The organism is Cupriavidus necator A5-1 (assembly GCF_000744095.1).
Lineage (GTDB): Bacteria > Pseudomonadota > Gammaproteobacteria > Burkholderiales > Burkholderiaceae > Cupriavidus > Cupriavidus necator_A.
The window spans coordinates 2,094,775-2,116,530 of sequence record NZ_JQLI01000001.1; the positions used below are offsets into that span (position 1 = coordinate 2,094,775).

16 protein-coding genes and 1 pseudogene are annotated in these 21,756 nt (G+C 67.6%); 12 read left to right on the forward strand and 5 right to left on the reverse strand.

Annotated elements, in window-relative coordinates:
* Positions 1 to 157: 157 nt before the first annotated feature.
* On the forward strand, positions 158 to 1,120 hold the full coding sequence (locus K307_RS09250; protein ID WP_042877682.1) for an aliphatic sulfonate ABC transporter substrate-binding protein: 963 nt from the start codon (positions 158 to 160) through the stop codon (positions 1,118 to 1,120).
* A 175-nt stretch (positions 1,121 to 1,295) separates the two neighbouring features.
* Here the strand turns inward: K307_RS09250 and K307_RS09255 are convergent, their stop codons facing one another.
* Positions 1,296 to 2,777, reverse strand: a complete 1,482-nt coding sequence (locus K307_RS09255) for an amidase family protein (RefSeq protein WP_230625614.1) — start codon at positions 2,775 to 2,777, stop codon at positions 1,296 to 1,298.
* A gap of 153 nt (positions 2,778 to 2,930) precedes the next feature.
* Between K307_RS09255 and K307_RS09260 the strand changes: the two genes are divergently transcribed.
* Positions 2,931 to 3,839 carry a LysR substrate-binding domain-containing protein gene (locus K307_RS09260; protein ID WP_155301117.1) on the forward strand — a complete coding sequence of 303 codons (909 nt, stop codon included), beginning with the start codon at positions 2,931 to 2,933 and terminating at the stop codon, positions 3,837 to 3,839.
* A gap of 3 nt (positions 3,840 to 3,842) precedes the next feature.
* Here K307_RS09260 and K307_RS09265 read toward each other — a convergent pair whose 3' ends face one another.
* Together K307_RS09265 and K307_RS09270 are read right to left on the reverse strand one after the other, a co-directional pair.
* On the reverse strand, positions 3,843 to 5,288 hold the full coding sequence (locus K307_RS09265; protein ID WP_042881705.1) for an N-acyl-D-amino-acid deacylase family protein: 1,446 nt from the start codon (positions 5,286 to 5,288) through the stop codon (positions 3,843 to 3,845).
* Positions 5,289 to 5,305: 17 nt separating this feature from the next.
* Positions 5,306 to 6,280: a Bug family tripartite tricarboxylate transporter substrate binding protein gene (locus K307_RS09270; protein ID WP_042877685.1), complete on the reverse strand. Its 975-nt coding sequence runs from the start codon at positions 6,278 to 6,280 to the stop codon at positions 5,306 to 5,308.
* Between the two features lie 266 nt (positions 6,281 to 6,546).
* Here K307_RS09270 and K307_RS09275 point away from each other — a divergent pair, with 266 nt between their 5' ends.
* The 10 genes and pseudogenes from K307_RS09275 to K307_RS09320 all read left to right on the forward strand — a co-directional run bounded on the left by K307_RS09275 (position 6,547) and on the right by K307_RS09320 (position 18,526).
* Positions 6,547 to 7,560: an MBL fold metallo-hydrolase gene (locus K307_RS09275; protein WP_042877686.1), complete on the forward strand. Its 1,014-nt coding sequence runs from the start codon at positions 6,547 to 6,549 to the stop codon at positions 7,558 to 7,560.
* Positions 7,561 to 7,745: 185 nt separating this feature from the next.
* Positions 7,746 to 9,893 (forward strand): catalase, encoded by a 2,148-nt coding sequence (locus K307_RS09280; protein ID WP_042877687.1) that lies wholly within the window; start codon positions 7,746 to 7,748, stop codon positions 9,891 to 9,893.
* A gap of 287 nt (positions 9,894 to 10,180) precedes the next feature.
* Positions 10,181 to 10,879, forward strand: a complete 699-nt coding sequence (locus K307_RS09285) for a GntR family transcriptional regulator (RefSeq protein WP_042877688.1) — start codon at positions 10,181 to 10,183, stop codon at positions 10,877 to 10,879.
* Between the two features lie 51 nt (positions 10,880 to 10,930).
* Positions 10,931 to 11,608 carry a DUF2848 domain-containing protein gene (locus K307_RS09290; protein WP_042877689.1) on the forward strand — a complete coding sequence of 226 codons (678 nt, stop codon included), beginning with the start codon at positions 10,931 to 10,933 and terminating at the stop codon, positions 11,606 to 11,608.
* Entirely contained in the window at positions 11,605 to 12,927 is a 1,323-nt protein-coding gene (locus K307_RS09295) for an amidase (protein ID WP_042877690.1), read from the forward strand. The genes K307_RS09290 and K307_RS09295 overlap by 4 nt, the downstream gene beginning before the upstream one ends.
* Positions 12,928 to 13,081: 154 nt before the next feature.
* Entirely contained in the window at positions 13,082 to 14,407 is a 1,326-nt protein-coding gene (locus K307_RS09300) for an MFS transporter (protein ID WP_042877691.1), read from the forward strand.
* A gap of 334 nt (positions 14,408 to 14,741) precedes the next feature.
* Positions 14,742 to 15,416, forward strand: coding sequence for a heavy metal response regulator transcription factor (locus K307_RS09305; protein ID WP_042877692.1), 675 nt, complete (start codon positions 14,742 to 14,744; stop codon positions 15,414 to 15,416).
* Positions 15,413 to 16,816: a heavy metal sensor histidine kinase gene (locus tag K307_RS09310; protein ID WP_042877693.1), complete on the forward strand. Its 1,404-nt coding sequence runs from the start codon at positions 15,413 to 15,415 to the stop codon at positions 16,814 to 16,816. Before K307_RS09305 ends, K307_RS09310 begins: the two co-directional genes overlap by 4 nt.
* A 107-nt stretch (positions 16,817 to 16,923) precedes the next feature.
* A pseudogene (locus K307_RS09315) lies at positions 16,924 to 17,999 on the forward strand (catalase family peroxidase).
* Complete coding sequence (locus K307_RS09320) at positions 17,996 to 18,526, forward strand: cytochrome b (RefSeq protein WP_042877694.1); 531 nt, start codon at positions 17,996 to 17,998, stop codon at positions 18,524 to 18,526. The pseudogene K307_RS09315 and the gene K307_RS09320 overlap by 4 nt, the downstream one beginning before the upstream one ends.
* A gap of 72 nt (positions 18,527 to 18,598) precedes the next feature.
* On the opposite strand, the gene K307_RS09325 is transcribed toward K307_RS09320, so the two are convergent.
* Both K307_RS09325 and phnN read right to left on the reverse strand, forming a co-directional pair.
* Positions 18,599 to 19,579, reverse strand: coding sequence for a tripartite tricarboxylate transporter substrate binding protein (locus tag K307_RS09325; RefSeq protein WP_042877695.1), 981 nt, complete (start codon positions 19,577 to 19,579; stop codon positions 18,599 to 18,601).
* A 65-nt stretch (positions 19,580 to 19,644) separates the two neighbouring features.
* The gene (gene phnN, locus K307_RS09330) at positions 19,645 to 21,681 is read right to left on the reverse strand and encodes a phosphonate metabolism protein/1,5-bisphosphokinase (PRPP-forming) PhnN (RefSeq protein ID WP_051974785.1); all 2,037 of its coding nucleotides are present in this window, start codon (positions 21,679 to 21,681) and stop codon (positions 19,645 to 19,647) included.
* Between the last annotated feature and the right edge of the window lie 75 nt (positions 21,682 to 21,756).

Genomic DNA, 21,756 nt, shown 5'->3' on the forward strand with positions numbered 1-21,756 from the left:
TCCGTGCGGAGGCAGGGGCGTGGATGTCGCGATGATACCCGCGGATTCGTCGCGAGGTGACGCCGCGCGCATAAGCATCCGCGACAATCTTCGTTGGTTTCATCGCCGCGCCTGACTATGCTGGCGCTCCGTCCCAGATTTCCCGGAGCCCAGTGCCATGACCCCGACCCACAAGCCGCGCCGCCGCCTGTTGCTGCAAGCCGCCGCCGCAGCCTGCGCGTTGCCCGGCGTGTCCTGGGGACAGGGCCAGCCCGTGCTGCGCATCGGCTTCCAGAAGTCTTCCACGCTGATGATCCTGCTGAAGTCGCGGCAGACGCTGGAGAAGGCGCTCGCGCCCAAGGGCGTTGCGGTGCAGTGGTATGAGTTCACCTCGGGGCTGCCGCTGCTGGAAGCGCTGAACCTGGGCAACCTCGACCTGAGCGCCGACGTGGCCGATGCCGTGCCGCCGTTCGCGCTGGCCGCGGGCGCCGAGCTTACCTATTACGCCAGCGAGACGCCGTCGCCGCAGGCGCAGGCCATTGTCGTGCGCGGCGATTCCCGAATCCGCGAGGTGGCGCAGCTCAAGGGCCAGCGGGTAGCCTTTGCCAAGGGTGCCGGCGCGCACTACCTGGTGCTGGAGGCACTGGCGCGCGCGGGTTTGTCGATCCGCGATATCGAGCCGGTGTACCTGAGCCCTGCCGATGCGCGCGCCGCCTTCGAGCGCGGCAGCGTGGCGGCGTGGGCGATCTGGGATCCGTTCCTGGCCGCGGTGCAGCGCCAGTCTAATGCGCGCGTGCTGCGCGACGGCGAGGGGCTGGCCAGCTATCGCCGCTTCTACCTCGCCGCCACGCCCTTTGCACGCGCCCACGCGGAGGTGCTCAACGTGGCCTTCGACGCGCTGCGCGAGGCCGGCGAGTGGGTCAAGCAGAATCCCGCCGAGGCGGCACGCTGGCATGCGCCGCTGATCGGGCTGGATGCGGCCACGGTTGAAGCCGCGAATGCGCGGCGCAGCTATGCGGTGCGCACGGTCGACGCCGCGGCGCTGGCCGAACAGCAGCGCATTGCCGATGCCTTCACCGCGCAGCAGATCCTGCCGCGCATGGTGGCGATCCAGGCGTCGCCTGTGTGGCGCAAGGCGTGAGGGCGGGGCGGAAGGAGGCTAGGTCGCCGCATCCCCCTGCGCCAGCAGCGTGACCAGCAGGTTCAGGTCTACGCCGCGAAAATGGCTTTCCTTGGTGCTCACCTTGGCTACCTTCCGTCGTAGTTACCGGCATTGGAGCATCGTGCGCTGCCTGCAGCAAGGCAAGCCGTTATCGTCATCGCAGCGCCGGCGTACTGGCGGGCGGGCGGCGGTGCCGGGTCAGTTGCTCGAAGGCCGACGCCAGCGACAGCAGCAGCGCATCGCTGCCTGCCCGGCCGAGCCACGACACGCCAGCGGGAACGCCGGCCGACGTGAATCCCATCGGCACGCTGACCTCGGGAAAACCGGCGGCGCTTGCCATATGCATCGCCGCCAGGGGCTGCGCGGCGCGGCAGTGGTAGGTGGCATCGGCCATGTCGAAGCGCGGCGATGCAGGGCATGCCAGCGTGGGGAACATCAGCGCGTCCACGCCGACGGCACGGAAGATGTCGTCGAGCAAGGCGCCGAAGCGGCGTGCCGCCACGCGATCGGCTTGCGGCGGCAGTTCTCGCGCCTCGTACGCTTGCCTTAGCGCGGCAAGGGTAAGCGGGTTCACAGGATGGCGGCCATCCGTTGTGGCCATGCGCGCAAGCAACGCAGACGTATTCGCAGGCGCGCCGGCAGGCAACTGCCCCAGCCAGGCATCGAGCCCGCGCACCCATTCAGCGCGGGCGATATCGCCCAACAGGTCGCCGTAGAGCGTGCGCGCGCCCGCCGGCAGGCGCACGGGTATTGTCTCGGCGCCCGCCGCACGCATGGTCTGCGTCGCCGCAAGGAAGCGCTGATCGATCTCGTCGTTGCCGCCCGCGAAGTCGGCCACGATGCCCAGCCTGCGGCCGCGCAACGACGCTGCCGTCTCGCTGAAACCTGCGCCCGGGACCAGCGCGTCCAAAACGATGGCCGCATCGGCGGCACTGCGCGCCACCGGACCTACGGTATCGAACGATGCCGCCAGCGGCAGCACCCCTTCCGCCTCCAGCAACCCATGGGTCGGCCGCATGCCGGTCAACGCATGCACACAGGCCGGACCGCGCACGGAACCGAATGAGTCGGTGCCGAGCCCGAAGGCCGCGAGGTTGGCCGCCACCGCCGCGCCGGTGCCGCTGCTGGAACCGCTGGCATTGCGCGACAGGCGATAGGGATTGCGCGTCAGGCCGTTGGCGGAGCTGTAGCCGAAGCGGCCGTTGGAAGCGCCCAGCTCCGACATATTGGCCTTGGCCAGCACGATGGCGCCGGCTTCGCGCAGGCGCGCCACGCACGGCGCGTCCGCGTTCGGATAAGCCTCGCGCAATGCCGCACACCCGGCAGTGGTCGGCATGCCGACGGTATCGATATTGTCCTTGACCACCATGGGAATGCCGTGCAGCGGCCCGCGCGGCCCGCTTGCGCGCAGCTCCTGGTCCAGCGCACGCGCCTCGTGCAAGGCGGCGGGATTGACGCAACTGATCGCGTTGATCAGCGGGCCGGACTTGTCGAAGGCGGCGATACGGGCGAGGTAGTAGTCGACCAGGCCGGCCGCGGAAATGGCGCCGGCGCGCATGGCGTCGGCGAGTTCCCGGAGAGAGGCTTCGAACGGGTCGAAGCCGTCAGTCGGGGCAGCGGAAGAATTGGATGTCATCGGCGATCGTTCGGTATGCGTGCAGTATTGGCCCGCCGGTGCCCGCAGGCAATGGATGATTTATCCGTCCATCTTTCCATCCCGGAATGAATGCACGACAATGCCGGCACGCGCCCCCGCAACCGGAGTCGGCTTCCCGCCACGCCTACCGACATGAAAAGTACCAACGGCCGCCACCTGCCCGCGCTGGCGAACCTGATTGCATTCGAGACCACGGCGCGCACGGGCAGCGTCACCGGCGCTGCAGAAGAGCTGTGCCTCACGCAAAGCGCGGTCAGCAAGCAGATCACCGAGCTGGAATCCTTCCTCGGCGCGCGCATGCTGAACCGCCGCAAAGGCGCCGTGGCGGCGACGCCCGCCGGCGAGGAATACCTCAAGAGCGTGCGCAAGGCCCTGGCCATGCTGGAGGAGGCCACGATGGAGGTGCAGTCGGGGCGCGCCTCGGGCGGGCGCCTGAACCTGTCGGTGCCAGTGTCGCTGGGCAATATCTGGCTGTTGCCGCGCATGCTCAGGTTCGCGCGCGAACAGCCGCATATCCAGCTCAACGTCACCACCAAGGTCGGGCCGGTCGACCTCGAAAGCACCGGGCTCGATGCGGCCATCATGTATTGCGCGGGGCCGCCGCGACGCCATTTCAGCCTGAAGGTCATGCCGCTGGAACTGTATCCGGTGTGTGCCCCTGAATTGCTGCCGGCCGGCACTACGCTCGCCAGGGCGGTGAAGCGTCTGCCCTTGCTGCACCAGAACGCCGCGCTGGAAGCGTGGCCCGCCTATCTCGAGCAGACCGGCATCAAGCTCGCGCACCCGGATGACGGCTCGCGCTATGGCCTGCTGACCATGGGCCTGCAGGCTGCCCTCGGCGGCATGGGCCTGGCGCTGCTGCCGGAGTACGTTGCCGGCGAAGACATCAAGGCGGGCCGGCTGCTGCGTCTGTCCGACGAGCCCTACGTCTCGCCCAAGGCCTACTACTTCATCTGCCGCGAGGACAACCGCGACACCCCCGCGATGCAGACCTTCATCGCGTGGCTGCTGGAGCAGAGCGCCGACGCAAACCGGCGCTAGGCGCTACGGCTGCGCCTGCACCAGGGTGGAGGTGACGAAGCGTCCGGGACGGCTGCTGGCCGGCTGGCCGTCGCGGAGCGTCGCCTCCCCGGCGACGAACACGTGCCGCACACCGACGGAAGGCTGCTGCGGATTGTCGAAGGTGGCGCGATCCTGGATCGTCGCCGGATCGAAGACGGTGATGTCCGCGACATGGCCAGTCCTGAGCTCCCCGCGCCGCTCCAGCCCGAAGCGCTGTGCCGGCAATCCGGTCATCTTGTGGACCGCGCGCTCCAGCGGAAACAGCCCCAGGTCGCGCGAGTACAAGCCGAGCACGCGCGGGAACGTTCCCCACAGCCGCGGGTGCGGCGTTTCGTCGGAAGGGATGCCGTCGGAGCCGACCATCGTGTCGGGATAGGCCAGGATGTCGCGCACGTCGGTCTCGTCCATGATGAAGTACACGGCACCGCCCGGCACCAGCGCCTGGGCGACTTCATGGCGTGAGCAGCCCCATTCCTGCGCAAGGTCTTCGAGGTAGCGCCCGGCGGCTTCAGGGTGCGGGGCCGACCAGGTGATCAGGATGCGGTCGCATTGATGCACGCGCTCGGGCCGCAGCATGGTCGACGATGCCGCATACGGATAGCAGTCCAGGCACAGCGACATGGTCTGCGCCAGCCCGCGCACCTGCGCCAGCGTGTGGCGGCTGCGGCCGTGGTTCTGCTTGCCCACCAGCTTGTGGTGCGAGATCACCGTCGAGACCCCCAGTGCCTTGCCGATGCGCGCGGTCTCGTCGATCGACGCGCCGATGTTGTCGCTTTCATCGCGCATATGGGAGACCAGCACGCCGCCGAGCCGTTTCATCGGCTCGCACATGCGCACGATCTCCTCCTCGGGCGCCGCGGCCGATGGCGGATAGAACGTGCCGGTGGACACCCCGATCGCTCCCTGGCGCAGCGCCTCCTCGACGTCTTTCCGCATGCCTTCGATCTCCGCATCGCTGGCGGGCAGGCCGAGCTGGCGCATATGCCTGGCGCGTAGCGTGGACTGGCCCACCAGCACCGCGACATTGACCGCGGCCGGCTTTGCCGCGAACGATTCGCGGTAGGCCCGCACGGAATCGAAGTGGTAGCCGCCGCGCATGATGTCGAGCGGGGCCGGCGGGATGGTGTCGGTCACCAGTGGGAACAGGCTGATGCCGCAGTTGCCGGCGATGATGGTGGTGACGCCCTGCGTGACCTTGGGCAGCATCTCCGGGGACTGGAACACCATCCAGTCGTCATGCGTGTGGGTGTCGATAAAGCCCGGCGCCACGATCAGGCCGGTGGCATCGACTTCGGTGTCCGCCCGCGCCGCCGCGAGGTTGCCGATCGCAGTGATCTCGCCATCCACCACGCCAATGTCGGCGGCGCGACGCGGCGCGCCGGTGCCGTCGATGAGGTCGCCGTTGCGGATGATCAGGTCATAGTGCATTTGCATGGCGCGCTCCCTCAATCGACCCTGGCGCCGCTCTTGCGCACCAGCTCGCCGAACTTGACGGTCTCCGTCGCGATCAGCTGCTGGAAGTCGCGCGCAGTGCCGCCCAGCGGATCGAACGAGAGCTTGTCCAGGTGCGCACGGAAAGCCGGATCCTTGATGACGGCGTTGACTTCGCGGTTCAGGCGCTCGATGGCCTCGGCAGGCGTGCCCGGCGCGGCCACCAGTCCCGCCCATGCGGTCAGTTCGTAGCCCTTCAGGCCGGCCTCCGCCATGGTCGGCAGGTCCGGGAAGCGCGGCGAGCGCTTGCTCGACGTCACCGCCAGCGCGCGCACGCGGTTGGACACCACGTAGGGCCCGATCGACGGCACGTTGTCGAACATCAGCTGCACGTTGTTGCCGACGAGATCCTGCAGCGCCGGCGTGCTGCCCTTGTAGGGCACGTGGGCGATGTTCAGGTTGGCCATGACCTTGAACAGCTCGCCGCCCAGGTGGCTGGTGGTGCCGTTGCCGGCCGACCCCATCGACAGCTTGCCCGGGTTGGCGCGGGCGTAGGCCACCAGTTCCTGCGTGGTCCTGACGGGCAGCGACGGGTTGACCGCAAGAATATTGAAGGTCGTGACCAGGCCGACGATGGGCACCAGCTTGTCGGGGTCGTAGGGCAGCTTGCTGTAAAGGAAGCGGTTGGTCGACAGCGTGGCGTTGTTGCCGTAGCCGATGGTGTAGCCGTCCGCCGGTGCGGCCAGCAGGGCCTGCATGCCGATATTGCCGCCCGCGCCGGGCCGGTTCTCGACGATCACGGCCTGGCCGAGCCGCTTCGACAGCGCGTCGCCGAACAGGCGCGCAACGATGTCCGGCGCGCCGCCCGGCGCGGTCGGTACGATCAGGCGCACCGGCTTCTCCGGCCACGCCGCCTGCGCCGCCACCGACGCCAACAGCAGCGCGCCGAAGATCCCCGCGGCCAGGACTTGAATTGCTGACTTCCTCATGCTGACTCCCCTCGTCATCGTGGTGTAACTGTGGAGTTGAGTATCAGCGCGGGCCCGGCGCCGGCCTAGTGAAGTTTTGTGGTTGGATAATTTCCGTGGCGGAATGAATGCAGCGAGGGCCACACACCGCGCCGCCCTCCGGTGCGGTATCGCCGGCGGCGATGCCGGCGATCATTCCAATCGATTTGTGCGAGGCCGCTTCGGCCACCAGAATTCTCACAACACGCGACAGCCCGTCGTTCGCGGTCTACTTCGAGGCAAGCACAATGAACACTCCCCGTTCCCCGTCGAAGCCCTCCCTGTGGCAGCGCGCGCTGCTCGTCGGTACCTTGCTCTGGTCGGTGGTTGCCATGCCGGTCCATGCCGCGGCGCCCCAGGTTGGCACCCAGGCACCCGGCTACTACCGGATGAAACTCGGCAAGTTCGAGATCACCGCACTGTCGGACGGCACCGTCAACGTGCCGATCGGCAAGCTGCTCAAGCATGCATCGCACGACCACATTGCGTCGCTGCAGGCGCGCAGCTACCAGTCCACCGAGCCCGAGACCTCGATCAACGCCTTCCTGATCAACACCGGCCAGCAGCTTGTGCTGGTCGATACCGGCGCGGGCAGCCTGTTGGGCCCCGGCGTCGGCGGCAAGCTGCCGGACAACATCCGTGCCGCCGGCTACCAGCCCGAGCAGATCGATGCGGTGCTGCTAACCCATATCCACGTCGATCACTCCGGCGGGCTGGCCGTCGACGGCAAGGCCGTGTTCCCGAACGCCGTGGTCTACGTCGACCGCCGCGATGCCGATTTCTGGCTCAACCCTGCCAACGCCGCGAAGGCGGCATCCGGCCAGCGGCATAACTTCGCGCAATCGGAGGCGGTGTTCGCGCCCTACCTGAAGGCCGGCAAGGTCCGGCCCTTCGACGGTGAGCAGGAGCTGTTCCCCGGCATCCGCCCCGTGCGCATGCCGGGCCATACCCCGGGGCACGCGTTCTACGAGATCAGCAGCGAGGGACAGCGCCTGCAACTGTGGGGCGACACCATCCACGCGCAGCACGTGCAGTTTCCGGAGCCGGGCGTCGCGATCGATTTCGATGTGGATGCCACCGCCGCGGTGAAGATGCGCAAGCGGGCGATGGCCGATGCCGCGGCCAAGGGCTATTGGGTGGGCGCTGCGCATATCTCGTTCCCGGGCCTCGGGCATGTGCAGCGCCAGGGCAAGGGCTATGCATGGGTGCCGGCCGAGTACAGCATGGGACGAGACAAGGCGGCGGCGAGCGCGTCGCACTGATGCCGTCAGCGCGCCCATATTCCTGCAAAGGGCGCACATTTGGCGAATTTGCCTTGGCAGGCCCGGCATTTGCTGTCTGTTGTTTGTCCTTGTTATCACAAAAAAATAAACAATAGAAATTGACTAGCAAGTCGATAGCAAGCGGACCCAGGCCCGTCCAAACAACCAGCGCAAAGGAGTTCGATATGCCCAATGACAAGGCAAAGCCAAAGGCAGCAAAGGCAAACGGCAAGGCAGGCAACAAGGCGGCAGGCAAGGGCACGTCAGCCGCCCCGGCAGGCTATGGCGACGCGCAGCGTGGCAATGCAGGCGAATTGCACCAGCGGGCCGGCGGCAGCCATTCCCCGCTGACCACAAATCAGGGCATTCCCATTACGGACAACCAGAATTCGCTCAAGGCCAATCCGCGCGGTCCGACCTTGCTCGAAGATTTCATTCTCCGTGAAAAAATTACACATTTCGACCACGAGCGTATCCCGGAACGGATCGTCCATGCACGCGGCACCGCGGCCCACGGCTACTTCGAGCTGACGGATTCGCTGGCGCAGTTCACCACCGCAAAGATCCTGACCGAGGTTGGTGTGAAGACACCGGTGTTCGCGCGCTTCTCCACGGTTGCCGGCGGCGCGGGCTCGGTCGACACCCCGCGCGACGTGCGCGGCTTCGCGGTCAAGTTCTATACCAAAGAGGGCAACTGGGACCTGGTCGGCAACAACATCCCGGTGTTCTTTATCCAGGATGCGATCAAGTTCCCCGACGTGGTCCACGCGGTCAAGATGGAGCCCGACCGCGGCTTCCCGCAAGCGGCGAGCGCGCACGACACCTTCTGGGACTTCATCTCTCTCTCGCCCGAATCGATGCACATGGTGATGTGGATCATGTCGGACCGCACCATCCCGCGTTCGCTGCGCATGATCGAAGGCTTCGGCGTGCACAGCTTCCGGCTGCTCGACGACCAGGGCAACTCCACCTTCGTGAAGTTCCACTGGCGCCCGAAGCTGGGCCTGCAGTCCACCGTCTGGGACGAGGCCGTCAAGATCGCCGGCGCGGATCCGGACTTCCATCGCCGCGACATGTTCAATGCGATCCAGTCAGGCAATTTCCCGGAATGGGAGCTGGGCGTGCAACTCTTTACGGAAGATGATGCGGCGAAGTTCCCGTTCGACCATCTCGACGCCACCAAGATCATCCCGGAAGAGACGGTGCCGCTGAAGATCATCGGCCGCATGGTGCTGGACCGCTGGCCCGACAACTTCTTCGCCGAGACCGAGCAGGTGGCGTTCTGCCCGGCCAATATCGTGCCGGGGCTCGATTTCTCCAACGATCCGCTGCTGCTGGGGCGCCTGTTCTCCTACCTCGACACGCAACTGCTGCGACTGGGCGGGCCCAACTTCAACCAGATCCCGGTCAATGCGCCCAAATGCCCGTTCGCCAACCACCAGCGCGACGGCCATATGCAGATGGAGCAGCCCAAGGGGCGCGTGGCGTACGAGCCGAACTCACTCTCCGACGACTCGCCGCGCGAGGCCCCGGACCTCGGCTTCCGCAGCGCGCAGGTGCCGGGGCAGGGCGACAAGGGCCGCATCCGCGCCGAGCGCTTTGCCGACCACTACAGCCAGGCGCGCCTGTTCTTCCGCAGCCAGACCCGCCCCGAGCAGGCGCATATCGCGTCGGCGCTGGTGTTCGAGCTGTCCAAGGTCGAGCACGTGCATGTGCGCGAGCGCATGGTCGGCCATTTGCGCAATATCGACGAAGACCTGGGCCGCCGCGTGGCCGATGGCCTGGCGCTGGATAACCTGCCCGACCCGCTGCCCCCCGCCGCACCGGTGCAGGACATGCCGCCGTCCGCAGCGCTGCAGATCATCGGCCGGATGAAAGACACGCTGGAAGGGCGCGCGGTCGGCATCCTGGTCTCCGACGGTTCCGATGGCGCCACGGTGGAAGCGATCCGGAAGGCCGTCACCGACGCCGGTGCCACGGTGAAGATCGTCGCACCCAGGGTGGGTGGGGCAACGCTGGCCGATGGCTCGAAGCTGCCGGCGGACGGGCAGCTTGCGGGGACGCCTTCAGTCATGTTCGATGCGGTGGCCGTGGTGCTGTCCGAAGACGGCGCGGCACGGCTGGCGCAGGAAAGCGCCGCGCTCGACTTCGTCAACTTCGCCTACGCGCACCTGAAGGCGATCGCGGTCGATGCCGGCGGCGATGTGTTGCTGACCCAGGCCAACTTGAGGCCTGACAATGGGGTGGTGCCGGCCAGCAATACCGCGCGCTTTATCGCGGCGGCGAAGACGCGGCAGTGGGAGCGGGAGCCGCAGTTGAGGATGCTGGCGTAGGAAGCGGGTGGTGGCATCACGGCGGCCCGGCACATGCCGCACGGCGCCGCCCGATGACGCTGCGCGCTGTCGGGGGTGGGAAGGCTGCCGCCCCCGGCGTTAGCGCCCGCCGCAAGTCCCAGGCAACGCCTGTGGGTGGGCTAGTCTGCACATGGCCCTGCGCAGTCTCCCCTGACCCAGCGAGTACGAACGCGTCAATCTCGTTTACCCCGAGAATGGCAGCGCTTGCAGCCTGTGAAATATCACACTACTATCACTGCTACTTCAGATGCTTTCCGGAATGACCCGTGGCTAAATCCATTCGGCTGGTAGAAACAGATGGCATGCGTAGCCCCGCGCAGACCGCAACCCAGAGCGGGGCGGCCATGCGCGACCTCGCCTATGTCGAGATCAAGCGCCGCATCATCTCGTGCGAGTTTCGCCCCGGCGAGCCGCTGAACGAAGCCCAGGTGGCCAGCATGCTCGGCCTGGGCCGCACGCCGGTACACCAGGCGCTGCACCGGCTGGAAGTGGAGGGCCTGGTGTCGATCCTGCCGCGCAAGGGCGTGCTGGTGACGCCGCTGTCGCTCAACGAGGTGCTCGACATGATCGAGGTGCGCGCGACCAACGAGGTCCTGTGCGCCAAGCTCGCCTGCGAGCGCGGCCACGAGAGCGATTTCAAGGCCATGCGCGATATCGTCGACCGCTCGCCCCCGCTGATCGCGCGGCGCGACATCCCCGCGCTGGCGTCGCTGGACCTGAAGTTCCATACGGCGATGTCGGCCGCCTCGCGCAACCGCGTGCTGGCCGAGCTGCTGCGCGGCCTGCATGAGAAGCAGGCGCGCTTCTGGTTCCTGTCGCTGTCCGATCCGCAGCATCTCGAGAACGTGTACCAGGAACACCTCGAGATCATCGACGCGCTGGAACGCCGCGACGTGCCGGCCGTGTGCGAGGCCGTGCGCCAGCATATCGACGAATTCCGCAAGAACATCATCAGGACGCTCTGACCTTCTGAGCCCGGCTTGACCCGCTTTTTCCCTGTAACAAGGTAGTACGCAATGCCGACACTGTATTTCCAAGTCGCCGGCGGGGGTGAACTCGCCCTCGATCTCCAGCGCCTCATCATTGCCGGGTGGACCGGCCGCGACAAGGACGCCGTCCAGCACCACATCGACGAGCTCCAGGCGATCGGCGTGAAGCCGCCCGCCACGGTGCCGTGCTTCTATCCGCTGGCCGCGTCGCTGCTGACCACGGCCGACGAGCTGGAGGTGCCGCGCGCCGATTCTTCCGGTGAGACAGAGTTTGTGCTGCTGCAGGCAGAGGACGCGCTGTATATCGGCATCGGCTCGGACCATACCGACCGCAAGGTCGAGGCCTACGACGTCACCGTGTCCAAGCAGATGTGTGCCAAGCCCCTCGGCCGCCAGGTGTGGCGCTTCGACGAGGTGGCCAACCACTGGGACAGCCTGGAGATGCGCTGCTGGCGCGTGCGCGATGGCCAGCGCGCGCTGTACCAGGAGGGCAAGGTCACGCGTCTGCTCGATCCGCGCGACCTGGTCGAGCGGCTGACCGGTGAAGCCACGCTGCCGCCCGGCACCGCGATGTTCTGCGGCACGCAGGCGGTGATCGGCGAACTGGGCCACGGCGATGCCTTCGAGGTGGAGCTGCACGACCCCGTGCGCAACCGCACGCTGCGCCATGCGTACCGCGTGCAGAGCCTGGCGGTGGCCGAATGAGCGCGCCGACCATTGCCGCGCTGGCGGCATCGCTGGCGGCGGGCCGTACCACCAGCGTGGCGTTGACCGAGCAGGCACTCGCCCGCATCGACAGCCATGCCCGTGCCGGCGGCACCGCCTTCATGGAAGTCGACGCGGCCGGCGCGCTGGCCGCGGCGCGCGCGGCCGACCAGGCGCGTGCCGCGGGCCTGGTGGCATCGCCGCTGGCGGGGCTGCCGGTCTCGGTCAAGGACCTGTTCGACGTGCGCGGCCAGGTGACGCGCGCCGGCTCGAAGGCGCTCGATGGCGCCGCGCCCGCGCAGGCCGATGCGCCCGCGGTCGCGCGCCTGCGCGCGGCCGGCGCGGTGCTGGTGGGACGCACCAATATGAGCGAGTTTGCGTTCTCCGGCCTTGGGCTCAATCCGCACTACGGTACCCCGCGCACGCCCTTCGACGCGGACTGGATCGCGGGCGGTTCGACCTCCGGCGGCGCGGTCAGCGTGGCTAAAGACATGGCAGTGGCCGCGCTGGGCACCGACACCGGCGGCTCCATCCGCATCCCCTCGGCCTTCTGCGGGCTGACCGGATTCAAGCCGACGGCGCGCCGCGTGCCGCTGGCCGGCGCGGTGCCGCTGTCGACCTCGCTCGACTCCGCCGGGCCGCTGGCGCGCTCGGTCGCGTGCTGCGTGACGATGGATGCCGTGCTGAGCGGTGAGGCCCTGGATACGCGTCCTGCCGAGCTGGCGGGCCTGCGGTTCTATGTAACCCGCGATTTCGTCTGCGACGGCCTCGACGCCGAGGTCGCGCAAGCGTTTGAGGACACCCTGTCGCAGCTGTCGGCACGCGGCGCGCGCATCGTGCCGTTCGATTTCCCCGAACTGCGCCGGCTGCCCGAGATCAACGGCGGCGGCGGCCTCACCGCGGCCGAAGCCTGGGCCTGGCACCGCGAGCTGCTGGCGGAGCAGGGCGAGCGCTACGACCAGCGCGTGGCCCAGCGCATCCGGCGCGGCCAGCAGCAGGGCGCGGCCGACTATATCGACCTGCTGGCCGAGCGCCGCGCGATGCAGCACCGCGCCAGCGAGCGCCTGCGCGACGCCGATGCCTGGCTGATGCCGACGGTGGCCGTGCGGCCGCCGCGCCTGGACGCGCTGGGGCGCGACGAAGATTTCTTCGCCGTCAACGGGCTGGTGCTGCGCAATCCGAGCGTGATCAATTTCCTGGACGGGTGCGCGGTCACGCTGCCTGTCGCGCAGGGAATCGGCCTGGGCGTCTGCGCGCTGCATGGCCAGGACGCGCGCGTGCTGCAGGTGGCTGGCGCGATCGAGCGCAGCCTGATGTAACGGCCATGCGGTGGCGCAGGCGTTAGCGAACGGGCGACGGTCCCGGTCTCGTTCCCCGCGGCTCCGCTCAGCCATCCCACTCCGGCACAGCCTGAGCCAGAGGGCCCCGCCAACGCAGCGGGGCCCCGCCCAACCTACCCAAGGAGAATCACTGATGTCTTCCGTGATGACTGGCGCCCCGCGCGCCCTGGAGAACCTGCCGCCGGCAGAAGTTGCCCAGCAATGCAATGTGGCGTACCGAAAGATCACTGTGCGCCTGATTCCGTTCCTGGTCCTGTTGTTCGTCCTGGCCTGGATCGACCGCGTCAACGTGGGCTTCGCCAAGCTGCAGATGCTGCAGGACCTGCAGTTCAGCGAGGCCGTCTATGGCCTGGGCGCGGGCATCTTCTTCCTCGGCTACTTCCTGTTCGAGGTGCCGAGCAACCTGCTGCTGGAGAAGATCGGCGCGCGCAAGACGCTGGCGCGGATCACCATCCTGTGGGGCCTGGCGTCGATGGCGATGATCTTCGTCAAGACCCCCATGCAGTTCTATTCGCTGCGTTTCCTGCTGGGCATCTTCGAGGCCGGCTTCTTTCCCGGCGTGGTGCTCTACCTGACGTACTGGTTCCCGGCGGCGCGCCGCGCGCGCATCAACGGGTTGTTCATGACCTCGTTCGCCATCGCCGGCGTGATCGGCGGCCCGCTGGCGGGCTTGATCATGACCACCATGGGCGGCGTGGAGGGGCTCGCCAACTGGCAATGGCTGTTTGTGCTGGAGGGCATTCCGTCAGTGCTGGCCGGCATTGCCGTGCTGACGTACCTGCCCGAGCGGCCGGCCAGCGCGCGCTGGCTCACGGCTGAAGAGCAGCAGCTGGTGACGCAGGCCGTGGAAGCCGAGGCACGCGACCCGGCCAAGCATTCGGCGCTGCGCGACGCCTTTGCCAATGCGCGCGTCTGGATCTGCGCCGCGATCTACTTCTGCGTGGTCAGCGGCAACGCCACCATCGCGTTCTGGTCGCCGTCGATCATCAAGGAGCTGGGCGTGCAGGGCAACCTGCGCATCGGCCTGATATCGGCAATTCCGTTTATCGCGGGCACCATCGCCATGGTGCTCAACGGCATCCACTCGGACCGCTCGGGCGAGCGCCGCATGCACTGCGCGATGGCGACGCTGTTGGCGGCTGTGGGGCTGACACTGACCGGCCTGTGGCTGCACAGCGCGCTGCTGGCGCTGGCCGCGCTGACGGTGGCCTCGGTCGGCATCCTGGCCGCGTTCCCGGTGTTCTGGTCGCTGCCGTCGGCGTTCCTGGCCGGTACCGCCGCGGCGGGCGGTATCGCGCTGATCAATTCCGTGGGCAACCTGGCGGGCTTTGTCGCACCCTATGTGATCGGCTGGTTCAAGACCAACACCGGGCAGCTGTCTTCGGGCCTGTACTTCGTGGCCTTCCTCGAAGCCTGCGCCACCGTCCTGATCCTGGCCGGCGTGCGCCGCAGCCGCTGAGCGCGGCCGGGCACGGAAGCGGCGTGGCGTGCCTGGCACGCGCGCCGCGCTTGCTGCTGCTCGATCACACGCTGCGCAATGTGGCCATCCCGCAGCATGAAGTCATAGGTGGGAAGACCTCCGGCGGCCGACAGGCGCGACGCCACCAGATGCGGCGTGAAGCCTTGGGCACGCCGTGGCCCTTGCCATGCGCTTTCGCCGCCCCTTGCAGGCTCCTGCGTCAGGACGCTGACGTTTCGATTACCAATTTGTCATTCCTGACCCGGAGGTCAGGCGTTATGCTTTTCGGGGCGGTGCCGCGACACCGGCCGCACAGAACCGTACCCGAAAGACGATGAAGATCCTGGTAATCGAAGACGAGCCCAAGACCGCCGAATACCTGCGCAAGGGCCTGACCGAATCCGCGTTTGTGGTGGACCTGGCCGTCACCGGCGCCGACGGCCTGCATTGCGCCACCGAGAATCAGTACGACCTCATCATCCTCGACGTGATGCTGCCCAGCATGGACGGCTGGCAGGTGCTGCGCCAGTTGCGCGAGCGCAAGCAGACCCCGGTGATGTTCCTGACCGCCCGCGACGAGGTCGAGGACCGCGTCCGTGGCCTGGAGCTGGGTGCCGATGACTACCTCGCCAAGCCGTTCGCCTTTGTCGAGCTGCTGGCGCGCGTGCGCACGCTGTTGCGCCGGGGCCCGCCGCGCGAGGCCGAGCGCATCGAGATCGACGACCTTGAGATCGACCTGATCCGCCATCGCGTCGCGCGCGCCGGGCAGCGCATCGACCTGACCCCGCGCGAGTTTGCGCTCTTGCACTTTCTTGCGCGGCGCAACGGCGAGGTGCTCAGCCGCACGCAGATCGCCTCGCATGTGTGGGACATGAACTTCGACAGCGACACCAATGTCGTCGACGTGGCGGTGCGCCGGCTGCGCGCCAAGATGGACGACAGCTTTGGCAACAAGCTGATCCACAGCGTGCGCGGTATCGGCTACGTACTCGAGAGCAGGCGTCCGTGAGATCGCGCCTGTCCCTGACCGTCCAGCTGGCACTGGCCTTTGCGCTGGTGGCTGGCGTGGCGTTTGCCGGCGTCGGCACCTACCTCTACAAGGCGCTGACCATGCAGGTGGTGGCGCGCGACGATGCCGAACTGCTGCGCAAGGTCGAGCGTGTGCGCGACGAGCTGGCCGAGCGCTTTGACAGTGACGCCGACCGTTGGCGCGAGATCGGCCGCGTGGTATCGGGCAATGACGAGTACGCGCTGCGCGTGCAGTCCGCCAGCGGCAGCCTGCTTACCGAGGCAAACTTCCATGGCGAGTCCGTGCCGGATGCCCCGCCGATGCCCGAAGGTGCCGCGCTGGGGCCGGAATCGATCCGCGCCTGGCGCACGCCTGAGGGCTACCAGATCCGCGGCGTGGCGCTGCTGGCGCGGCCGCAGGACAACGGTGCGCCGGTGAAGGTGACGGTGTCGCAGGTGGCGCGCTCGCGCTTTGCGCTGATGCGCGAGTACCGCTGGAAGCTGGTGTGGGCGACGCTGCTGGGCTCGCTGTCGGTCGGCTTGCTCGGCTACGCCGCGGTACGGGCGGGCATGGCGCCGCTGCGCCGAATCGCCACCGGCACGCGCACGGTCACGTTCTCCAGCGTGGCGCTGCCGATCGATCCGGCGCGGCTGCCGGTCGAGCTCAAGGAGTTGGCGCATGCGCTGCAGCAGATGATCGAGCGGCTGCACGAGAGCTACCACCGGCTGTCGCAGTTCTCCGCCGACCTGGCCCATGACTTCCGCACGCCGCTGGGCAACCTGCTCGGGCAGACCCAGGTCGCGCTGTCCGCCGAGCGCGGCACCGAGGAGTACCAGGCGCTGCTGGCCTCGAACGTGGAGGAGTACGAGCGCCTGTCGCGCATGATCGAGAACATGCTGTTCCTGGCGCGTGCCGACAATGCGCGCGTGGCCATGCATGTGGTCGAGTTGGACCTGGAATCGGAACTACACCGGGTGGCGGACTACTTCGACCTGCTGGCCGATGCCAAGCAGGTATCGATCCGCGTGCAGGCCGCGGGCAAGGTGTTTGCCGATGCCGGCCTGCTGCGGCGCGCGCTCAGCAACCTGGTATCCAACGCGGTGCGCTATACGCCGGCAGGCGAGCAGATCGTGCTGACGGCGCGGCAGGCGGACGGCTACACCCATATCGAGGTCAGCAACCCAGGGCCCGGCATCGCTGCCGAGCACCTGCCCAAGCTGTTCGAACGCTTCTTCCGCGGCGATCCGGCACGCGCCAACTCGGGCGCGTCTTCCGGTATCGGGCTGGCGATCGTCAAGACCATCATGGACCTGCACCAGGGCAAGGTAGGGGCGGAGTCGGCGTCGGCGGCGATGACGCGCTTCCGGCTCAGCTTTCCATTGCGCGGCGGCGCGGCCTGAATTACGGATCGGTAATCAAGCCGTCATCGTTTGCGGCCCCGCTTGCGGGCTAAATTGGGCTCACCGCGCCCGGACCAGGCGCGCGCAACCAATAATGGAAGAAGCCCATGACACGACACCAAGCAGCGCCGCCCGGCCGGCCCGCCAGCCTGCCATGCAGGCTGGCCGCCATTGCCGCGGTGGTGGGGGCGATCGGCGCCGGCTTTGCCTGGGCGGCCGGCTGGCTGACGCCGTCGCGCCTGTCGGCGCCGAAGATCATCGATGCCTTCGAGGCCAACGCCGGCATCCACGCCGGCTATCGCCGCAACCATGCCAAGGGCGTCTGCGTCGAAGGGTACTTCGAAGGCAATGGCAAGGCGCTGGCGGTATCGCGCGCGGCGGTGTTCGGGCCGGTGCGCACGCCGGTGACTGGCAGGCTGGCCATCCCAGGCTGCGCACCGGGGCCGCGCCCGATGCCGCCGCCCCGGTGCGCAGCCTGGCGCTGGAATTCCGGCTGGCAGACGGCGAGCAATGGCGCACCGCCATGAACTCCACGCCGGTGTTCGGGGTGCGCACGCCGCAGCAGTTCTATGAGCAACTGGTGGCAGCGCGGCCCGATCCCCCTACCCGCAAGCCGGATCCGAAGCGGCTGGCAGCGTTCTTCGGCAAGTACCCGGAGACGCAGCCGTTCCGGCAATGGGTCAAGGACCATCCGCTGAGCGGCAGCTTCGCCACCACGGCGTACTACGGCATCAACGCCTTCGTCGCCACCGATGGCGCGGGCGTGCAGCGGGCGGTCCGATGGCGGCTCGATCCCGAGACCCCGGCCAGCGCCGCACCCGCTGACGGCGCATCGGCCGATTTCCTCGCGCGCGACCTCGCCAGCCGGCTCGCACAAGGCCCGTTGCGATGGCACCTGGTCGTGACCGTGGCGCAGCCCGGCGATCCCACCGCCGATGCCACGCAGGCCTGGCCTGCCGAGCGGCAGCAGATCGATGCCGGCACGCTGGTGCTGCAGCAGCAAAGCGCACAGCAGGACGGCAGCTGCCGCGATATCAACTATGACCCGACCATCCTGCCGCGCGGCCTGAGTCCCTCCGACGATCCGCTGCTGGCCGCACGTTCATCGGCCTATGCCGAGTCATACCGGCGCCGCAGCAATGAGAATGCGCAGCACCAAATTCACGCGGGAGCCGGACAATGACAAGCACATCCCCAACCCGGTACAGCGGCCTGGCGCGATGGCTGCACTGGGCCATGGCTGCTGGCATCCTCGCCATTCTGTTCATCGGCATCGGCATGGTGGCCACCGTATCGGATCTGCACCTGACGCTGGTTGCAATCCACCGGCCGCTGGGCGCGTTGCTGCTGGCGCTGTGGGTGGTGCGGCTGGTCACGCGCGTGGTGCGCGGCGCGCCGCCGCCGGCCGACCTGCCGGGTTGGCAGCGCGGCGCCGCGCACGCCAGCCACCTGGCGCTCTATGCCCTGATGGGCCTGCAGCCACTGGTCGGCTGGGCGATGCTGTCGGCGGGCGGGTATCCGGTGACGATGCTCGGCGGCTGGGCACTGCCGCCGCTGATGCATGCCGATGTGGTGGCGTTCGCGTTCCTGCGCGGCGCGCATACGTGGCTGGCCTATGCATTCCTGGCAGTGGTATTGCTGCACGTGGCGGCCGCGCTGTTCCACTGGTGGGTGCGGCGGGATCGGGTGTTTGCCAGTATGGCGCCGTGAGCGGGGCGGGGGGGGGCGTGCGCGATAGCCCTTACCCTTCCGCCTCGCGTGCTCACAACTCAAGGCTTCCGATCAGTCCACCCTGAGGTTGATTTTGGCGGTCAGTTTTTTCCAGCGGTCGATATCGGCATTGACCAGCTTCTGGAACTCGGCAGGGGTACTCGTGGTGGTGGCGAAGCCAAGCTGTGCAAGCGAGGCCTTTATGTCAGGCCTGGCGACGGCCCTGGCAATTTCCGCGTTCAGCTTCTCGACCACGGGGGCGGGCGTATGTGCCGGGGCGAGTATGCCAAACCACTGGTCCACGTCGTAACCGGCGATCCCGAGCTCACTGACCGACGGAACGTCCGGCAACAGCGGCGAGCGCGCCTTCGACGTGACCGCCAGGGCGCGCAGCTTGTTGCTCTTCAGGTAGGGCACGGTATTGGTGAGGGTATTGATGCTCACATCCGCCTGGCCACCCAGGACGTCGGCGATGGCGGGCGCGCAGCCCTTATACGGTACATGCAACAGGTCGATCCCGGCGGAAAGCTTCAGCAGTTCACCGGCCAGGTGCTGGGGCGTGCCATTGCCGCACGATGCATAGGTCGGCACCGTCGAGGATTTACCGGCGGCCAGCAGATCGCTGAAGCTCCTGATCTTGGAGCCGGGAGGCACCGCAATTACGGATGGGACCGATGCGAACGTGATGATGGCGCTGAAGTCATTCCTCGGGTCGAACTGCAGCTTCCTGAAGACGCCGGGGTTGATGGCAAAGCTGCTGTTGACCACCAGCAAGGTGTAGCCGTCGGGCGCGCTCTTGGCGACGAACTCCGCGCCGATGTTCCCGCTCGCGCCGGGACGGTTGTCGACCACGACCGGCTGCCCCAGGCTCTTGCCAATCTCGGCGCCGATGACGCGCGCGAGCGCATCGGTGCCACCCCCCGCGGGGAAGGTCACGACCATCCGGATCGGCTTGTTCGGGAAAGCGTTGGCCTCGGCCCGGGCCGGCATTGCTGACAGGCCAAAGAGCAGGAGAGCTGACACAACGCTGCCAGCGACCGATAGGAATCTCATCGTGGTACCTCGTCTGTTAATGAATGATAGGGGAATGTGTTGCCCGGCGAAGTGGGGTGCCCGGCTCAGGCATGCGCCATCCGTACGACGCCGCCGTCGGCATCCAGCCGGGAAGCCGCCTCGATGGCCGCCGTGAGGTCCTTGGCCGACTCCGCATGAATGCGATACAAGGGTCGGCCTGGCCGGACGTCGTCCCCGATCGTGCAGAGCAGGTCGATGCCGGCGGCGAGCGCGCGCGGTGCACCCGCTGCGCGAGCGACTTCGGAGACGCCGGCACCGTCGATCGATGCCACCGTGCCGCCTCGCGTAGCCGCCACGTCATGGGTAAAGCTGCCCGGCATGATCGGCGGCACACGCTCTCCCTGGGCGGCGACGATGTGGCCAAACGCCGCTAACGCGGCACCTGAGTCCAGCAACGCTTCCGCGATCCGCCTGCCATTCGCTGCGTCGCCCACGCCAGGATCGAAAGCGATGATCCGCCCGGCGAAGCACAGGGCCTTCTCGCGGAGATCCGCGGGGGCGTCGGGAGCGTTGTGGAGCACAAGCTGCACATCCCTGACTTCCAGCGCCGGGCCGACTCCGCTCCCGATCGGCGCGTTGCCTTCGGTCACAAGTGCCTTGACATGCAGGCCAAGGCCATCCCCGACCGTCTCGAACAGCGATGCAAGGCATTGCGCATGGTCGCGCGTGGCCAGTTTTGTCTGCGCGCCGCACGGGAGGTCGACGATCACGTGCGTGGCCCCGGCCGTGAACTTCTTCGACAGGATCGATGCCACCGCCCAGCGGCTTGACTCCAGGCCGAGCGGTCTGGTGATGGCGTTCATCATATCGTCGATCACGGAATGGTTGAGCCGCCCGTTCCACGCGACGCAGGCGCGGGCCTGCTTCACGCATCGCCAAACATCGTCCTGGGTCAGATCGACCCGTGCCACCGTTTCCATGGCGTCGGCCGTGCCCGCCGCGGAAGTGATCGCGCGGGAGGATGTCTTGGGCATGGCCAGGCCATACGCGGCCACGATCGGCGCGACGATCAACGTGATCCGGCTTCCGGGGACGCCACCCATTGAGTGCTTGTCGACGACGATGGACTCGTCCCATTCGATCCGGGGCGTGAACCGGGTGCGCGCCCGGGCAAGGGCCACGACTTCGGCGTCCGTCAACGACTGGGTCGCGGCGACCAGAAATGCCGTCAGTTCGGTCCTGGTGTAGCGGCCTTCAATGGCGTCGGTGAGGATCGCCTCGTAAGCAGACTCAGACAACACAGCGCCCCGTAGCTTGGCGGCGAGGTGCCGCCGGCTCGAGGGCGAAGGCACGCCATGCACGCGCACCGGGGCTCCGGCAGAGACGCCCAGCCGTGCCAGCGCCTCGTCGGACAAGCCGATCTCCCCGGCAGCCAGCAAACGCGGGTCATCGATCACGTGGATCGGCATGGCCTGTTCGCAGCTGCCTGCACGCACCGCCACGCGTGATTGTGCGTTGGCTTCATCTGCGGTCAGATAGGCGACAAGATCGCCCTGCGCCGCGATCGGCATGCGCCGTGCGACGAAGCGATTCGACACCAGCCGCAGGGCCTCGACGAAGCGATGGACGCCGGCTTCCAGGGACGCATCGTTGCAGACCGTCACGCACTTGACGCCTGGTGCGAGCGGTGGGGCGCGCCGGGCCACCCGCTTCAGGACTTCGTCCCCGGACTCCCGTCCGCGGGCGGCGATTCGTTGCGCGAGGACCTCGCCGGGTGCGGTGACATGCACGACAACGAGTTGCGGCAGCATCTTTGCCAACGCGGCTACGGCAGCGCGCGAGCCGTTCGCCACGACATGGCATCCCGCTTCCAACGCGTTCAACAGGTCGCGTGGCAACCCGTACTTCAATCCGTGGGCTTGCCACGTAATCAGGAATGCGCCGGCGCTCTCACGCTCAGCAAACTCTTGCTCGGACACGCCCTCATGATCCTCGCCGGGGGAACCGGTCGGCCGGGTGATGATCCGTCGCGCAAAGACGTAGGAAGTGCTCGGCAACGACAGGCGTGCGCCGTTCATCAGCGAATCCTTGCCGGAGCCGCTCGGCCCGACCACGAGGAAGAAAGTGCCAGCGGTTTTCATGAATAACTTAGACATCGAAGTTGTTTTGGCAATGCTAGCACCGGTGCCGAAGCTGTCAAGAAATATTCGATGTCT

Bases quoted from the DNA above. Each gene is read 5' to 3' on its own strand.
- K307_RS09250 (WP_042877682.1), top strand. From the start codon at position 158: ATGACCCCGACCCACAAGCCGCGCCGCCGCCTGTTGCTGCAAGCCGCC.
- K307_RS09255 (WP_230625614.1), bottom strand. From the start codon at position 2,777: ATGACATCCAATTCTTCCGCTGCCCCGACTGACGGCTTCGACCCGTTC.
- K307_RS09260 (WP_155301117.1), top strand. From the start codon at position 2,931: ATGAAAAGTACCAACGGCCGCCACCTGCCCGCGCTGGCGAACCTGATT.
- K307_RS09265 (WP_042881705.1), bottom strand. From the start codon at position 5,288: ATGCACTATGACCTGATCATCCGCAACGGCGACCTCATCGACGGCACC.
- K307_RS09270 (WP_042877685.1), bottom strand. From the start codon at position 6,280: ATGAGGAAGTCAGCAATTCAAGTCCTGGCCGCGGGGATCTTCGGCGCG.
- K307_RS09275 (WP_042877686.1), top strand. From the start codon at position 6,547: ATGAACACTCCCCGTTCCCCGTCGAAGCCCTCCCTGTGGCAGCGCGCG.
- K307_RS09280 (WP_042877687.1), top strand. From the start codon at position 7,746: ATGCCCAATGACAAGGCAAAGCCAAAGGCAGCAAAGGCAAACGGCAAG.
- K307_RS09290 (WP_042877689.1), top strand. From the start codon at position 10,931: ATGCCGACACTGTATTTCCAAGTCGCCGGCGGGGGTGAACTCGCCCTC.
- K307_RS09295 (WP_042877690.1), top strand. From the start codon at position 11,605: ATGAGCGCGCCGACCATTGCCGCGCTGGCGGCATCGCTGGCGGCGGGC.
- K307_RS09300 (WP_042877691.1), top strand. From the start codon at position 13,082: ATGTCTTCCGTGATGACTGGCGCCCCGCGCGCCCTGGAGAACCTGCCG.
- K307_RS09305 (WP_042877692.1), top strand. From the start codon at position 14,742: ATGAAGATCCTGGTAATCGAAGACGAGCCCAAGACCGCCGAATACCTG.
- K307_RS09320 (WP_042877694.1), top strand. From the start codon at position 17,996: ATGACAAGCACATCCCCAACCCGGTACAGCGGCCTGGCGCGATGGCTG.
- K307_RS09325 (WP_042877695.1), bottom strand. From the start codon at position 19,579: ATGAGATTCCTATCGGTCGCTGGCAGCGTTGTGTCAGCTCTCCTGCTC.
- phnN (WP_051974785.1), bottom strand. From the start codon at position 21,681: ATGAAAACCGCTGGCACTTTCTTCCTCGTGGTCGGGCCGAGCGGCTCC.